Here is a 15,251-nt window from a genome sequence, read left to right on the forward strand (position 1 = left end):
TCCCGTCGTGTACGGGTTCTCCTCGCCCTCCTTGAGGATGCCCACCGGTCGTCCCCTGGGGACAGATCGATGTGCCGACCCGCCTGCTCTGGGAGTCGGCGGCCCAGGCACAATCAGCAGGCATGTCCACTCCTCCCGATCCTGCTCTCGTGTACCCCGGCATCGCAGCCTTCGGCAGCCTCGCCCTCGCGCTCCGGGCCGAGGCGGAAGGCTGCCTCGGCGTCGTCGCTGTCAGGTCCTCGGACTCCGCCCCGCTGCTCTACGCGTACGTCGACAGCGTCCTGCCGCACCGCGAGCCGCTGCGGATCAGCGCGTGGCAGTACGAGCGGCGGTGGTCCATCAGCGGCACCGAGCCGTCCGAGGGTGCGACCCTTATCGACGGTACGACGGACGACTTGGCGGAGGTCGCCAGAGCCGCCCGGGCCTGGCATGACGGGGAGGCTCTGAGCGACATCCGCCGGGCGGCACCGTTCGTTCACCTGACCGGCAGGTTCGAGGTGCCCGACCATGACCCCGCCCGCCTGGCTGAATCCGAATGGCAGCGCATGCGCCAGGAAGCGGCCGAGCTTGAGTGCGACTGGCAGGAGTCGTACCAGGCCCTGATCGAGGCGGCGTACGCCGAGCCGTCGCTGCGCGCCCTCTATCCGTTCACGAGCCAGTGGGTCCTGCGATTCTCGACCACCACCCGTCCGACCGTGACCATCGTCGGGCCGTGCCTGACCGCGAACGGTGACGGCCCATACGGGGTGGGCAGGGGCTTCATCACTCCCGACCTCGGCCTGTTCGATTCCGTGCACGACGCCGTGGCACTGGCCGTGCGTGAGCTGCCGTCCGGCCTCGGACCAGTCGCGCTCGGCCCCTTTCCCCAACCGGCCAACTAGAGCACTCAGTCACAGCGGGGGACTGAGCGCCACGTCCTTGCTCTCGTGTCGTACCGCCGTGGGACCCGTGCCATCGAGCGGGGAAGTCAAAGGCCCCGGACCATGATCGGTCCGGGGCCTTTTGGCTGGTGCCCCCGGCAGGATTCGAACCTGCGACACCCGCTTTAGGGGCGAGGTTGGGCGGTTGCTGGCGTGAGCTGCGGTGGCCTGTCCTGAGCTAAGTCCCGGCGCGTGCCCTGCTATTGCTGCTGAGTCTCCGTGAGTCCCCGCCCGTTCTGTCACGAGTGTGGCACGGCCATCTTCTGATCCGTAGCTCTATGTGAATCCGCCGCTCAGGGCCATACCGGTCGCATCATGGTCCCAGGCGGACGGGGGTGGTTCGTGGTCGCTGCGGTTGCCGTACTTCGCTGCTGTGCGGCTGGCTGCGAGAAAGGGCGTGACGAACGCTGCTGAATCCGCGTACGGGCCGACGACCTTGGCCCATGTTGCTGAGACGACCACGATCCCTCTGGCGGGCGCTGGAGCCTTACTTGAGGTTGAGGCCCGGACCAGGGTGACCGCCCTTGTAATGCCTGTGGTAGCAGATCTTGACGGGCCCAGCTCCAACGCAGACCTCAATGCAGCCACCCTGAGGCGTCATCTCCACCGGTCGCAAAGTAACCGGGAGTGACAAGTGAATTTCATCCCGCCCGTCAGTACCAGGAAGTTCTTTCTGGGCCTCTTCGAGTACGTAATCGATTAGAAGATCGGCAAATTCTTCAGGTGCATCAACGGTGCATCTACCGGTGCGGGGCTCTCCTTGCATGTGGTTCTGCAGGTATTCCTGGGTCAGCTTGGGCATAGTGTCCCGCCTGTGTTTGGTTCCTCGCGGCAAAGCCAGTTTGACGTGAATTCTGGTGTTGTCCACAACCTAGAGTGCTGTTGTTGATTTCGTGTCGGCTGATGCAGCTGCGGTCGACCAGTCGTTTGCGCGCGTCGTTACTAAGTAGAAACCGAAGAGGTGATCGCCGCCGCTTGGGCGCCGAGTTGGCGCGCATGATGCGGTTTCCGACGCGCTGGAGATCCTTTCTTCAAGGACGTGATGACCCTGGCCGATGTCTACCGTTACGTCACTCACTGGGCGCCGTACTGCTCCCGCAGGACGCGCAGGATGCCCTCGTGCAGCCACGTGCCGAGGATCGCGGCGTGCATATTGTCGGCGAGGTCGGTCGGCCAGGTGCCGTGGACCTCGTGGGCGGCTCGGCGTCTGCACAGGCCGACCGACGACGGGCCGAGAAGGCGCTGGCGGGAGCGGGGTCTGGCGCGGTCGTCGCGGTGCGCGCCCTTCCACAGGTCGGGTACGGGGACGCCGAGGTTGTCGACGACGCTGTCGGTGGTCATGGTGTTCTCGCACTCTGTCGGGAGGTCTGCTCCATCGCCTGACGAGCAGAGGGGCTACTGAGCCGTGGTGGCGTCGGCCTTGCTCCGGGAGGAGCTGCGGGGCGATGCCTTCTTCGCAGCGCTCTTTCGTGACGCCGTCTTCTTCGCGGCGGCCTTGCGCGGCGCCGCCTTCTTGGCCGGGGCACGTCGGCGAGTGGGTGGGGTCTCGGCCGTCGCGTAGTCTTCGGCGGAAGCGTCGCCATCGGTTTCACCGTCCGGCTGCAGCGAGCCGAGGAGGGCACGCAGCTGTTCGGCACTGGCGTCCTGGTAGGAGACGCCGAAATCGTCGAAGCACCGGTCGTTGACGGTGTCGAAGGCCATGCCGAGGCGGTCGGCCAGTCGCTGAACTTCCCTGCGTGTCTTGTCCAGTTCGGCGTGCGGGTCGGCAGGTGGCGATGTCTCGTTCTCCCGCGCCGACACGGTGCTCGACGTCTCGTCGCCATTCCGGGTTTCGAGGACTTCGGCCTCGACCACATCTCCGGGCGACGGAGCCTTTCCGGCCGACTGGGCCTTGTCGGGCTGCTCTGTCGTGTCGTTCTTCAGCCGTGCGGCGGCGGCCTGGACGCGCTCACGGGACTCCGCCGCGTCGGCCGCGTGCATCTCCTCGTCGACGTGCAGGCCGGAGAGGTCCGCGGGACAGGCCCGGCGCAGGGCGAGCGCCTCCGCGACCTTGCTCAGCTGGCTGGCGGGCATCTGCGGCCACAGGCCACCCAGCTTGTACTCCTGCGCCTCGTAGTCCCACACCTTCGGCGCGTACTCCCGCCAGTGGGCGACGGCTGGGAAGCGGGAGTCACCACGCCAGACGACGACCCGGCAGGCGGCTGGTGGTTCGTCACGTAGCCACACCGTGTGCTCGCCGCCCTCGGCGTCGTACCAGACGAAGTCCTCGTACGCGATGGACTGGCCGGCACGGTCGGCGGCTCGGCGCGCGATGAGCCGGTAGCCGTCGATGCCGGTCTGGATGGTCCAGCGGATCTCGCCGCGCGACTTGCGTTTGATCATGTAGATCTGCCGGCCGAAGGGGTCGAGCCCCGACGCCTTGCAGTAGTGGAAGAAGATCCCCAGCTGCGCCGGACTGGCCTCCGCCAGATCCGGGAACGCCGCGCGCAACGCGCGCAACTGCTGGTCCTCGAACGCCTTCTGGTCCTCGCGGATCGCGAGCCAGGTGACCGGAGCGTCGGCCACATCCCCTCCATGCATTGTGGTCTCCTCGCTTGGATTTCAACTGTCACAACACATGTTGAGATCAATTGAAGTTACTCAAAATCTATTTCACTGACTCTTGATCGTCAAGTTTGAACTATCAATCCTCGTCGGCTGTGCGCAGGCTGCGCAGCTGGAACACGCCCGCCCACTCCGGATGGCGCGAGCGCAGCAGGCGCGCGTAGCGCGAGGTGAAGTCGTTGTTCAGTCGGAACGGCCTGCCGTTCGAGATCTCCGGCCGCGACCAGCGGAGCTGCTCGAACAGTGCCTTGACGCCGATTCGTCCGCCGCCGGCTTCGAGCCAGCGTGCCGTGAGGTCTTCCAGGGCTTCCAGCACCCAGGGGTGTGCGGCGTGGAAGTCCTCGAAGCGCTCGTCGATGGTTGGCTCGTCGTGAAGGTGGGCGTGGTCTGGCTCGGCTATCTCCAGCGGTAGCTCCGCCTGATGGTGCGTGTACATCGCTATCCCCAGAAAGGCTGACGTCTGTCACAACACATGTTGGCTCACTACCTTAAGCGGGACGGCGTCGAAGTGTGCTGCCTGCGAGACGATTGGCCCGGATGCGCATGAGATGCAGCGGCGCCGCCCTCTTTCCGTGACGGTCCCCGGGCCAAACGTCAACCACCCTCCGTATCAGCGCCGTTCGCAACCTTGTACGGTGCCAGGGGCATCCGTAACAGCTCTGCGGGGGAACTTTGGATCTTCGGCATCAGACGGCGAACTTCGTCAACGCGTCCTGGTCGATGGTGGGGCTGCGTGACCTGATCTACGAGATGCTGAGCCTGCTCTTCACGGAACTCAGCGAGAACGGCGGCATGGCCGGCGACGGTGAGGCGGGCCGGGCCTTCGCCAAGGTCTACAAGGAGGCCGTCAAGACGGTGTTCGACAAGGCCGGATTCGCTCACCAGGTTATGGCCAACGGCGCGGGCGCCCTGCTCAAGGCGTCGGAGGAGTTCCTGAAGCAGGAGAGCAAGATTGCGGCAGAGCTCCTCGGGCAGAGCCCACAGGGGCCGGGGATCGGTACGCAACCGACTGGCCCTGACTGCAATCCGCGCGCCAGCCACAATGCGGAGGACCTGCCAGAGGTCGTCGGTGAAACCAGCGGCGTCGACCAGTACCTGTTCAACGAGCGCTTCCTCGGACAGCCGCAGAAACTCCGTGCCGTGGCCAAGACTTGGCGTGCGGCGTCCAAGATTCTCGAGGACGCGTACTGGGACTCCGACACCGCCTGGAAGACCGCGAACCTGGCCCAGGTCGGTGAGACCGCGGACGCGGTCGAGGGCTTCTTCAAGAAGTTCGTCGGTAAGAACTCGCCCCCCGGTGAGGTCGGCGAGGACGAGACCCTCATGGCCAACCTTCCCGTGGCCTGCAAGATGATCGCCAACGCCTGTGACGCCTATGCCGATCACATAGAGACCGCCAAGCAGCGGCTGCCATACGAGGAGACCTCTCCCACCGGCGAGTTCCTCTGGCCGTGGGAGCAGCCGAGGTTCGGAGGAGACGGCCACGACGGCGGTCTGCACGAGCTCATCGCGGGAGACATGCGGATTGCTTCCCTTGGCAAGATCCCAGCCGCACTCGACAGCTCCAAGGCGCGGGTGCCGATGCCGCAGCCGGACAACGACGGCTTCCTGCCCGGCGTACCCCCGTTCCTGGCCCCGCTGATCCGCGTCCCCACCCTGGTGCCGGTCGCCTACCGCCCCGCCAACGGCCCCCGTGTCCAACCGATCCCGCCGACCACTCCACCCGACGCGCGCTTTCCACCGCTCACCGCCGGACAACAGCAGAAGTTCCAGACCTGGCTGAACTCCCTGCGACAAGGGGACGTCTCGGGTGGCAAGCCCGCGGAAGTCGCCTACCAGTTGCGGGTGGCCGGCTACCCCGAGTACGAAGTCCACATCCCAGCCGGGCACAGCGTGAACAACACCCTGATGGTGGACGGGTTCCGGGACCTCGACGGCATGGCCGTCGAAGCGAAGTACGTCAACAAACCGAACCAGCGCTGCTACCGCTCCCTCGAGGAACTCCGCGAGAACCACGCGTCGGGAAAGAAGGACTTCCTCTACCGGTCGGACCGCGACGAGCTCAAGAAGTACGCGGCTGCGCTCAACGATCCGCGGAACACTGAGATGCGGGGAGTCGAGACCGTCACCAACAACCAGGAGTCAGTCCAGTACTGGCGCATCATGATGGCCGCCTATGGCGTCAAGGGCAGCGCCCGCTACGTCCCCTGACACCACCACCTGTCGCAGAGGAAGCACCGCAACACGATGGAACTGGACGAGATCGCCGAACTCCGCACCATGTACATCTTCACCCCGCCGGACGGGCAGAGCTGGGGCCTGACCTACGAGGGCCTGGAAGCCGTGCTGCGTGAGCGGAACCCTGAAGAGTTCGTCCGTGTCGACGACAGCACCGACGGACCCGTCAGCGGGACGTCGATGCACTTCGGGATCACCCTGGACGACGAACAGCTGGAAGGCATGGCCCTGCTGTCTCCCGAGGGCGTGTCCGTCAAGGACTGCACCGCCCAGTCCGCGGCGAGGTTCGTCCTCTGGCTCAGGAACAACGTGGTGCCAGCGGGCATGGCCGTCATGTTCAACACTGAGTGGGGGGCAGAAGCCGACCTCCCTGACACCCCTGTCCCGGACGCCACTCGCCCGCGCATCGTTGCCGCCTTTGTGGCCCATCTCGTGGAGACCGGGGACCTCGACTGAACCCGGTGATCGACAAGACCGCTCTCCGCCGACCAACGTCGCTGCAACGCGACGTGACCGGTCGGCTCGGCAGCGGGCTGTCCTACCGCTTGGGCCGGACGGTCATGGAGAACCCGGAACTCAATAGCTCGGTGACGAACGTGGTCACGTCTTCCACGGTGTGCTTATCCGGTGTGAAGGTGCGCGCCTCCGGAAGCGGCGGGGGCGTCGGCTTCGGCTCCGCGGACGGCTTCCGGCCCCGGGGCTTGATCTGCTCGCGCTCGCCCGACCGGATGCGGTCGATGCCGTCCTGCACGGTCGCCCGCCCGCGATGCTCGGCGTCCTCCAGCACGGTGTCCAGCAGCCACAGCGGCGAGCCGGAGATCACGGCGTCCTCGGATGCGAAGCTCCTGCGGACCCTCCATTGGTAGACGTCCATGTACTTCTTGCCGAAGACCCAGGGGATCTCCTTCAGGCCGACGATGGCCGGCAGCTCCGCCGCGTCGCTGACCTCGTAACCGCCGTCGATGCCGGCCTTGTACTCCTTGAGCTGATCTGGCAAGTACTCGCGTGTCCCGTCCTCGGCAAGGGTGAGCACGGTCGGCAGCAGCCAGTACGGGTTCCCGGAGATCACGACATCCGGCTCACCCAGCACGCCACGGGTCTTCCACAGCTGGGAGGTCTGCCGCTCGACGTCGTAGAGGGACGCGATCTCGGCGTGCCCCAGGAGATAGGGGAACCGCTTCTTCGCCACAACGCCCTCCGGGACCGTTCGACTGCATAAAACTGACTTGATGCGTCAAGCATAGTTGCTGGGCGGGAGTGCCGTGATCACGCTTAACGGTCACACGTGGGCGACCCTCTCGCTCTCGGGGCCGAGAGCGACCTCGGTGATGCCGAATTCCTCGCGGAGTCCCCTATGCTCGCGAGGCAGTTGGTATGAACAGTCCATTTGGGGGGCGCGGAGCCGCATGGCCGACGAGATCAAGTACGAGTACAAGACCGTGCAGACAGTTCGCGGCACCAACGGCTTGGTGATCTCGAAGATGCAGAAGGATGGCTGGGAGCTCGTGGAGCAGGCCCAGGGCACGCTTCGCTCCACCCTCAACTTCCGTCGGCCGAAGAAGCCGCAGCCGTGGCTCCTGATCGGCACGGCGACCGCCGTCCTCGTGATCCTGACCGTCGTAATCGGCGTTGCCTCCGCACTCAGCGACGGAGGCGAGAAGAAGGACGAGTCCGACAAGTCGACGGCCGCTGCGAGCGAGAAGCCTTCCGCTACGCCGACTCCGACCGTGGCCGAGTCGGCTGCCACTGAGGTGATCACGCCTCAGAACAACCCGGAGTTCGCGGCGCTGCTGAAGGCAGACTCGTGCGACGACGCGAACCTGGACTTCGCGACCAGGCACCAGGGGCAGACGGTCGCGTTCAACGGCTCGATCGTGAACATGGCGCCCCACGGTGACTACGACACGCGCTACGACTTCCTCCTGGGCCCAGGCGACAAGGGACGGAACACGACGGTCGGCCCGGCCTTCAAGTACGAGGACGTCAACATCTCTGACCTGAAACTGACCGGCAAGAAGATCCCCGCTACCGTCGGCGCAGGCGACAAGTTCCGCTTCGTCGCCAAGGTGGGCGAATTCAACGCGGACCAGTGCCTCTTCTTCCTCGACCCGGTCTCGACGGAAGTCCGGTAGTCAAGATGGGCAGCTTGACCATTTCTCGACGCCGCGCCTCGATGCCCCTGCGGGGGCGTCGCTTGTCCGCCGCAGGCCCGCGTCCTAGGCTGGCGGTCTCTTTCCTTTGTGGAGCGGCGCCCCGGGATCTGACTCGCACTCTGCCCGGGGCGCCGTCGCTTTCAGCCGGGCAGAATCCCCTCCGGGCGGTACGGCACACGCGTCTACGGCGACGAGGCGGCCTGCGCGTAGGGGTTCCAGCCGTGCTGCCGCAGGGAGCCCTGGACGTGTCGGATGAGGTGCTCCAGGTCCGCGCAGTAGACAGACGGGTTCCGGTAGCCCTGGGCTTCGCTGAAGCGGTGCGGGAGGTAACCACCGCCGCACACGTCCACGAGTGGGCAGGCGCGGCACTTCTCGGCGAGCGCGCCCTTGCCGTGCTGCCGGTGCAGCAGCTTCGGGTGCGACAGCGCTTTCTCGAAGGAGTGGTGGAGGACGTCGAGCCCGAGCCAGGAGGCGCCCTCCTCGACCGTTCGCAGGGTGTCCACGGCCTCGATGGATCCGTCGGACTCGATCACGACGCTCGTCGGCGGGGCCAGGCCGAGCGTCTCCACCGAGCCGCGCACGCCAGAGCTGAGGGCCACGATGTCCTCCAGCATCCGGACGCTGTGCCGGTACTCGGGCCGGTCGAGCCAGGCGTCGTACACCCTGCTCATCCACAGCCCGTACTCGGGCACGCTCGGGTCGGAGCGGTGCGGCGGGTCGTCGTGGGTCGCGTGCGGCAGGCCGAAGTCGATCACGGGCGGTTCGAACGCCGCCAGGTAGTCGTGGACCTCCACGGGGTCGTTGGCCAGGTCCACGACGGCGAGCAGCCCCGCGAACAGGTGTGGCCGCGACCGCAGGAGTTCGATGCCGCGCACGGCGGAGGCGGCGCTCGACCGCCCGGCGTGGGTCAGCCGGTGCCGGTCATTCGCAGGTGGCGGCCCGTCGAGGCTGACGCCGACCGCGACCTCGTACCGTTCGAAGAGGTCCAGCCAGGCACCGGACAGAAGAGTCCCGTTGGTCTGGAGCTCGAAGAGGACCCGGGTCCTGGCCGGCACGCTGTCCCGGACGGTCTCCAGCAGACCGGTCATGTGCCCAGCGCCGACGAGAAGCGGCTCTCCGCCGTGCAGGACGACGTGGATGGTCCGAAGGCGGTGTGCGGAGGCGTGTTCACCTATCCGCCGGGCCGCAGTCTGGGCCACAGCGAGGTCCATTCGGGCGGGCAGACGCCGTGCCGCCTGGTCCTTGGAATTGAAGACGAAGCAGTAGTCGCAGTCGATGTTGCAGCGGTTGGCGACCTTGAGGATGAACGTCCGGAAAGGAACGGGTTCTTCGGGTTCTGTCATCGAGCGGACGTGCTCACAGCGGCCAGGGCCAGATGAGCGAGGCCGCGTGGGCACCGTCGCCGACCCGGGCCGTCGCGCCCTCCTCGGCCTCCAGCCGTTGCCGGACGCGGACCGCCACGCGGTCCAGGACGGCGGTGCCGGCCGCCGTCGGCTCCGTGGACGCCGGGCCGGCGGGCGTGATGGTGCGTGGCTCGGTGAAGGACGTGGGTGACGGCATTCAACGCTCCTCGTGAGGTACGTGCCGGAGGTGGCACGGTGCGACGGGGTTGAAGCGACAGATCAGCCGGAAACGTAGCATCCTCAACCACCCACCTGGCACGGAAAATTCGGCCACATGGTCGGCGTCAGCCGGACCGCTACACCAGCAACCGTTCGATGTCGTCCACGGACGCGCTCACTCCCAACCGCCGGTAGAGAGTCACGGCGGCTCGCAGCGAGTCCACGCCGTGACCTGGCCCGTCAACCGTCCAGTCGCAGCGGCCGATGCCCTCCAGCGCCCGCGCCTCCTCCAGCGGGCAGCGGATATCCCGCGCGAGCGTGAGCCCCTGACCGAAGTGCCGACGGGCGGCTGTCGGTTCATCGGAGGTGAGCAGCAGCATCCCCCAGTGGCTCAGTGTCTCCGCCTCGCCGCACCGGTCGCCCAGGCCCCTCAGGATCTCCAAACCGCCTTGGAACGCCTCGATCGCGCCGTCGCGCTCACCGACGATGCCGCGCGCCACGCCCAGCTCGCTCAGCGAGGCGGCCTCACCTCCGCGGCTGCCGAGCTCACGGTAGGCGTCCAGGGCCTCCACCAGAAGCCGGATCGCCTCTGCCGTATCCCCGGAAATGCGGTCCACGACGCCAAGGTGGCGAACGCTGGTCGCGCGGCCGAACCGTTCACCGAGCTCGGTGAAGTGCGTCAGGGCCTGGCTGTGTGCCGTCCGCGCTCCCTCGACGTCTCCGGTCAGCCGTCGGACGACGCCCAACTCGTTCAGCGCGTAACCCTGGTGCACACGGTCGTCCAGCTCCAGGTAGATGTCGAACGCTTCCTGGTGATGCTGCGCGGCCAGGTCGTATGCGCCCATGAGGCAGTGCACGACACCCAAGTCCCGCAGGGAGTTCGCCTCCCCGTACCGGTCACCGAGTTCTCGGTAGATCGCCAGGGCCTCGCTCTGGGCCTCCACTGCAGCGTCGAACCGGCTCATCTGCCGGTGTGTCATGCCGAGATCCGCGAGCGCGTTCGCCTGTCCGAGCCGGTACCCCAACTCTCGGTAGAGGGCGAGTGCCTCAGTCTGGGCGCGGGCCGCGTCCTCGTTGTCCGCAGTCAGGTACCAGACGATGCCGAGCTGGTTCAGTGCGTCCGCCTTGCCACGCCGGTCGTCGACCGCTTCGTACGCCGTCACGGCTTCGTTGAGGGCCTCGATCGCCTGTGGGTAGGCGGCCATGAAGCGGCGTACGACACCGAGCTCGGCGAGAGCGTCGCCCCGTGCCCGCTGGTCGCCGGTATGGCGGGCGGCCTCGGTGGCGGTCCGATGGAGCGCGACGGCCTGGTCCCAGGGTCCGGCCTGGCGCAGGAAGGGTGCCATGGCCGCGGCGAGCCGGACCACGAGGTCGTACAAAGCGAGGCCGTTCGCCCGCCGGACGCAGGCCAGGATGTTGGCCCGCTCGGTCTCCAGCCAGCTCAGGGCATCCGCCCGTGACTCCAGGACCGGGGTTTCCCCCTGCGAGGTGTCGTCCGGCGCCGGTGGCACCGCGGCTCCGCTGCGCACGGTGTGCCCGTTCGCGACAGCGAGAGCGGCCAGGTAGTAGTTGCACACGCGCTGGACGGCCTGAACGTGGTCCATGCTGTCTCCCTCGACGGCGAGACCGCGAGCGTAGTCGCGCAAGAGATCGTGGAGCCGGTAGCGACTCCCCGGTTGCTCGTCGATCAGGTGGTCGTCGTAGAGCGCCTCAAGGTGCTGACGGGCCACCACGACGGAGACCTCACCAAGTGCCGCACCGACGTGCGCGTCGAGATCGGTGCCGGGGAAGACCCCAAGCTGTCGGAAGAAGCGCTGCCGCTCCGGCGCGAGATCCCGATAGGAGAGATCGAACGTCGCGGTGACGGCGCGTTCCCCGGCGCGCAGCTCTCCCAGGCGGTCCCGCGCCGCCACCAGTCGCCCGCGCAGGTCCTCGGCGGTCCATGACGGATGGTGCCGCAGCCGTGCCGCGAGGAGCGACACGCCCAGCGGCAGACACCCGCACAGCCGCACCAACGCGTCCACCACATCCCGGTCGAACGCATCGGCCAACCGCCCACTGAGCCGTCCGAAGAGGTCGACAGCGTGTTCCGGCGGCAGTGCGTCCACCGACATGACCACCTCCTCGTTCGCCACCAGCCGCTTGCGGCTGGTCACCAACACCAGGCACCCGCTCCCACCGGGGAGCAGCGGCTCCAGCTGCCGGTAACTGGCCGCGTTGTCGAGAATCAGCAGCGCCTTCTTGTCCGCGAGACTGCTCCGCCACATGGCGGCCCGGGCCTCCGTGACCGCTCCGACGTCATCACCGACGGGAATCTGCTGCGTCGGCACGCCGGCGGCCGCGAGAAGCGAGGCGAGCGCCTCGCCAGCCTGTACCGGAGTGCGCCCCGGCGTGTACCCGTTGAGGTTCACGAAGAGCTGTCCGTCGGGGAACCGCTCGGAGAGCAGGTGGCCAGCGTGCACGGCGAAGGTGGTCTTCCCGACGCCGGGCATGCCGTCGATCACGTGAACGGGCAGCCCCTCGCCGCGCTCCTGTGAGGCCCGCACCGAGCCCACCAGGCGCTCCAACTCTGCGGCACGGTCGGTGAACGCGGCGGTGTCGCGCGGCAACGAACGCAGCACCTGGGCGGCCCCCGGCGGCCCCGCTCCATCCTCCGGTCGCCCGGCGGGGTGGGAGGCCGCGTCTCGGAGAGTCCGGCGAGCAGGGCCGTCAGCCCCGCCATCGTCACGCCCAACACGACGAACGAGAACCAGGCGTGCTCCTGTAACCACCCCAGCCAGCCGGGCCACCGCGACTCATCGGACACGGCGTTCGTGACGAGCCCGACCAGCATGGTGGTCAAGGCGCCGCCTCCGGCGACGACGGCGATCGCTATGCCGCGTCTCCGTCTCATACGGTCATCATGCCGCTGTGGGCGAACCGTGAGAGCGCAGGTGGAACCAGCCTGGATAACAAGGGACCCCCGAAATCGATACCCGACTGTCCAAGCGCATCAGGCACACGCCGACTGGTCAAGGACGCCTCAGGTCGAGCTCAGGACTCGGCCCTGTCTCCTCGAAAGTCTCCTGTCGGCCAATTTCCCTGACTACGCTTGTTACCAGCACCTGAGACGCAGCGAGGCTCGATGCAGGAGACCTGGAACAGCGACCGCCGTCGTACAGCCATCGGCCGCGCAACCCTGTCCGTACCCGCCCGTCAAGCCCTCGCCGACAGGCAACTCACCCCGGACCGAACAGTTCTCGACTACGGCTGCGGCCGCGGTGACGATGTCCGGGCTCTAGAACGACTCGACTGCAAGATCACCGGATGGGATCCGTACTACCGCTCTGGCTCCCGCGTCGAACCCTCATCCGTCGTCCTCCTCACTTACGTGCTGAACGTGATCGAGGACCCCGCAGAACGCCGGGAGACCCTGAAGCAAGCCTGGGAGCTGGCAACTACCGTCCTGGTCGTCTCCGCTCGCCTTACCTGGGAGAAGTCCAAAGTTCGCGGCGAGACGTTCGGCGATGGCTTGCTCACCAGCCGTCAGACGTTCCAGCACCTTTACGGCGCCAGCGAGCTGCGCTCGTACGTCGAGGAGGTCACGGGGGCCCGGGTCGTCTCGGCGTCCCCCGGCATCGTCTACGCCTTCAGGGAAGATGCCGCCCGTCTCAGCTACCTCGCGCAGCGGATCGTCCCAGATGCCGAATGGCTTGCATCTGAAGACACTGCGACCGCAATCACCGCACTCGTGGACTACGTGGAGCGGCGAGGCCGCCCTCCCCGCATCGACGAGATGCCGCGTGCCACCGCGGAACTTCTGGCACACCTCAAGCCGAACGAGCTCAAGCGTCTCGTCCGAGACTCAGCCGACGCCGACAAGATCTCCGAGGGGGCCAAGCGCTCGACCCTGAACACCCTGCTCTACCTAGCTGTGGAACTCTTCAACGGGCGCGGCCCGTTCAGCAGCCTCCCGGCAAGTGTGCAGTTGGACGTACGCGCCTTCTTCACGTCCTACAAGGAAGCTTGCCAGCGCTCAGACCGTCTGCTCCTCAAGCTTCGCGATGACGGATACGTACGCGGCGCGATGAATGCGTCACAGGTCGGAAAGCTGACGCCAACAGCCCTATACGTACACCGAAGAGCCCTGGACCAAATGCCCACCGTGCTACGGCTGTACGAGCACTGCGCATCGATCGCCGCCGGCCGCCCGCAGGACTGGACCGTGGCCAAGCTGAGGCACCAGGGGCGCGCGGTCTCTTGGCTCGACTACCCAGACTTCGACAAGGATCCGCACCCGCGGATCCTCTCCTCCTACCAGGTCGACTTGAAGACCCTTGAGACGTCACACACGTCGTACGCGAACTCCGCCAACCGTCCGCTGCTCCACCGCAAGCACGAATTCCTCACCCCGGATGACCCCGACGTGCCCCGCTACCGCCGGCTCACCGAGTCCGAGGTGAGGGCGGGTCTCTACGAGCACCCACACCTCATCGGTACCGAGAACGGATGGGAAGCTGAGCTGATCAGATGTGGCCGTGAGCTGCGCGGGCACCGACTGGTGCGCCGCACGACAGGCTGACTGGAGTCTTCAAGCGACTCAAGAGGCGGTCGGTTGCATCCGCACGACCGTCGCCACGAACTCCTCCGGGTCGAAGTCGGCGACCTGGCTGGGGAACCAGGAGAAGCGCAGCCCGTTGGTGGCTACCTCCTTCGGTAGCCCCATGGCCATCAGTACGTGACTCGGTGTGTACGAGGCACTGGTGCACGCTGAGCCCGTCGCGACGGCGATCTGTTCCTTCAGCCTCACGATCAGCGCTTCCGCATTGAGCCCCTCGAAGGTCACATTGAGGATGTGCGGCACGCTGTGATCAGTGTCCCCGTTGATGTGGAAGACGGTCTTGCCAAGGGCGGTGAGCATGCGCTCGCGCATTGCAAGGGCATCTCGCTCCCAGCGCTCCCGTCCCTCTTGAAAGATCTTCGCTGCCTCATAGAGGCCCATGATCAGAGGCACGGGGAGCGTGCCGGGCCGGAGCTTCCGCTCCTGGCCGCCTCCGAACATGATGGGCTCCAGAGGAGCTTTGTCCCAGCCGCGGCGGCGAGTCACTAGAGCACCCACGCCCTTCGGCGCTCCGATCTTGTGGCCGCTGATGCTGATCAAGTCGATGGGGGCCTTGAGGTCCTCGGGGAGCTTGCTGTAGCCCTGAGCCGCGTCGACATGGAAATAGGTGGAAGTCTCCCGAAGCTTCTCTGCGAGCTCGGCGACTGGCTGGATCACTCCGGTCTCGTTGTTCACATGCATCAGAGAGACCAGGAGAGTGTCCGGGCGGAGCTTCTCCAGCACAGCTTCCGTCGTGACCCTGCCAGACGGTCCAGGCTCCAGAAAGTCAACCTCGAAGCCGTTGCTCTGCAGGTGCATGAGGGGCTCGATGACTGCCTTGTGCTCGATGGCGGACGTGATGATGTGGCGCCGCTGATGCTTCTCCCCGTACGGCGCCATGCCCAGGAGAGCGATGTTGTTGGACTCCGTCGCTCCGCTGGTGAAGATGACCTCCTCCGGTTTGGCTCCGACCGTTTCCGCCAGGAAGGTCCGCGCCTCCTGAACCGCCGCCTTCGCCCGCGTCCCGTACTCGTGGGTACGGCTGCCCGCGTTCCCGAAGTCTTCGGTCATCCAGTGCAGCACCACGTCAGCAACACGAGGGTCCACCCGCGTCGTCGCCGCCGCGTCCAAATACGCCACCACAACAGCCACCCACTTCTAAGACGTTTTCCTGTCACCACGTACGTCAATCCGT

13 protein-coding genes are annotated in these 15,251 nt (G+C 66.6%); 5 read left to right on the forward strand and 8 right to left on the reverse strand.

The window, feature by feature from the left end; translation table 11 throughout:
- Positions 1 to 122 precede the first annotated feature (122 nt).
- Positions 123 to 881 (forward strand): DUF6193 family natural product biosynthesis protein, encoded by a 759-nt coding sequence (locus tag ACWCP6_RS07530; RefSeq protein ID WP_450931424.1) that lies wholly within the window; start codon positions 123 to 125, stop codon positions 879 to 881.
- Positions 882 to 1,994: 1,113 nt separating this feature from the next.
- Here ACWCP6_RS07530 and ACWCP6_RS07535 read toward each other — a convergent pair.
- From ACWCP6_RS07535 to ACWCP6_RS07545, 3 genes are all read right to left on the reverse strand, one after another.
- Positions 1,995 to 2,261, reverse strand: a complete 267-nt coding sequence (locus tag ACWCP6_RS07535) for a hypothetical protein (protein WP_450931425.1) — start codon at positions 2,259 to 2,261, stop codon at positions 1,995 to 1,997.
- Between the two features lie 54 nt (positions 2,262 to 2,315).
- On the reverse strand, positions 2,316 to 3,485 hold the full coding sequence (locus tag ACWCP6_RS07540) for a recombinase RecT (protein WP_450931426.1): 1,170 nt from the start codon (positions 3,483 to 3,485) through the stop codon (positions 2,316 to 2,318).
- A 118-nt stretch (positions 3,486 to 3,603) separates the two neighbouring features.
- Positions 3,604 to 3,960 (reverse strand): hypothetical protein, encoded by a 357-nt coding sequence (locus ACWCP6_RS07545; RefSeq protein WP_450931427.1) that lies wholly within the window; start codon positions 3,958 to 3,960, stop codon positions 3,604 to 3,606.
- 236 nt (positions 3,961 to 4,196) lie between these two features.
- Between ACWCP6_RS07545 and ACWCP6_RS07550 the strand changes: the two genes are divergently transcribed.
- Both ACWCP6_RS07550 and ACWCP6_RS07555 read left to right on the forward strand, forming a co-directional pair.
- A complete protein-coding gene (locus tag ACWCP6_RS07550; protein WP_450931428.1) occupies positions 4,197 to 5,735 on the forward strand; it encodes a restriction endonuclease fold toxin-2 domain-containing protein in 1,539 nt (512 codons plus the stop codon).
- 36 nt (positions 5,736 to 5,771) lie between these two features.
- Positions 5,772 to 6,218: a hypothetical protein gene (locus ACWCP6_RS07555; RefSeq protein ID WP_450931429.1), complete on the forward strand. Its 447-nt coding sequence runs from the start codon at positions 5,772 to 5,774 to the stop codon at positions 6,216 to 6,218.
- Between the two features lie 82 nt (positions 6,219 to 6,300).
- On the opposite strand, the gene ACWCP6_RS07560 is transcribed toward ACWCP6_RS07555, so the two are convergent.
- Positions 6,301 to 6,951, reverse strand: a complete 651-nt coding sequence (locus ACWCP6_RS07560) for a hypothetical protein (RefSeq protein ID WP_450931430.1) — start codon at positions 6,949 to 6,951, stop codon at positions 6,301 to 6,303.
- A 217-nt stretch (positions 6,952 to 7,168) separates the two neighbouring features.
- Here ACWCP6_RS07560 and ACWCP6_RS07565 point away from each other — a divergent pair, with 217 nt between their 5' ends.
- Positions 7,169 to 7,894, forward strand: coding sequence for a DUF4839 domain-containing protein (locus ACWCP6_RS07565; protein ID WP_450931431.1), 726 nt, complete (start codon positions 7,169 to 7,171; stop codon positions 7,892 to 7,894).
- Between the two features lie 203 nt (positions 7,895 to 8,097).
- Here ACWCP6_RS07565 and ACWCP6_RS07570 read toward each other — a convergent pair whose 3' ends face one another.
- The 3 genes from ACWCP6_RS07570 to haaT form a co-directional block, all read right to left on the reverse strand.
- Entirely contained in the window at positions 8,098 to 9,258 is a 1,161-nt protein-coding gene (locus tag ACWCP6_RS07570; protein WP_450931432.1) for an FxsB family cyclophane-forming radical SAM/SPASM peptide maturase, read from the reverse strand.
- A gap of 13 nt (positions 9,259 to 9,271) precedes the next feature.
- The gene (gene haaA / locus ACWCP6_RS07575; protein ID WP_450931433.1) at positions 9,272 to 9,475 is read right to left on the reverse strand and encodes a HaaA family cyclophane-containing RiPP peptide; all 204 of its coding nucleotides are present in this window, start codon (positions 9,473 to 9,475) and stop codon (positions 9,272 to 9,274) included.
- 139 nt (positions 9,476 to 9,614) lie between these two features.
- Entirely contained in the window at positions 9,615 to 12,266 is a 2,652-nt protein-coding gene (gene haaT, locus ACWCP6_RS07580; RefSeq protein WP_450931434.1) for a cyclophane-containing RiPP biosynthesis TPR protein HaaT, read from the reverse strand.
- A 335-nt stretch (positions 12,267 to 12,601) separates the two neighbouring features.
- On the opposite strand from haaT, the gene ACWCP6_RS07585 reads away from it, so the two are divergent.
- A complete protein-coding gene (locus ACWCP6_RS07585) occupies positions 12,602 to 14,038 on the forward strand; it encodes a DNA phosphorothioation-associated putative methyltransferase (RefSeq protein ID WP_450931435.1) in 1,437 nt (478 codons plus the stop codon).
- 18 nt (positions 14,039 to 14,056) lie between these two features.
- On the opposite strand, the gene dndA is transcribed toward ACWCP6_RS07585, so the two are convergent.
- A complete protein-coding gene (gene dndA / locus ACWCP6_RS07590) occupies positions 14,057 to 15,208 on the reverse strand; it encodes a cysteine desulfurase DndA (RefSeq protein WP_450931436.1) in 1,152 nt (383 codons plus the stop codon).
- Positions 15,209 to 15,251: the final 43 nt, after the last annotated feature.

The sequence above is a fragment of the Streptomyces sp. NPDC002004 genome, assembly GCF_053593975.1.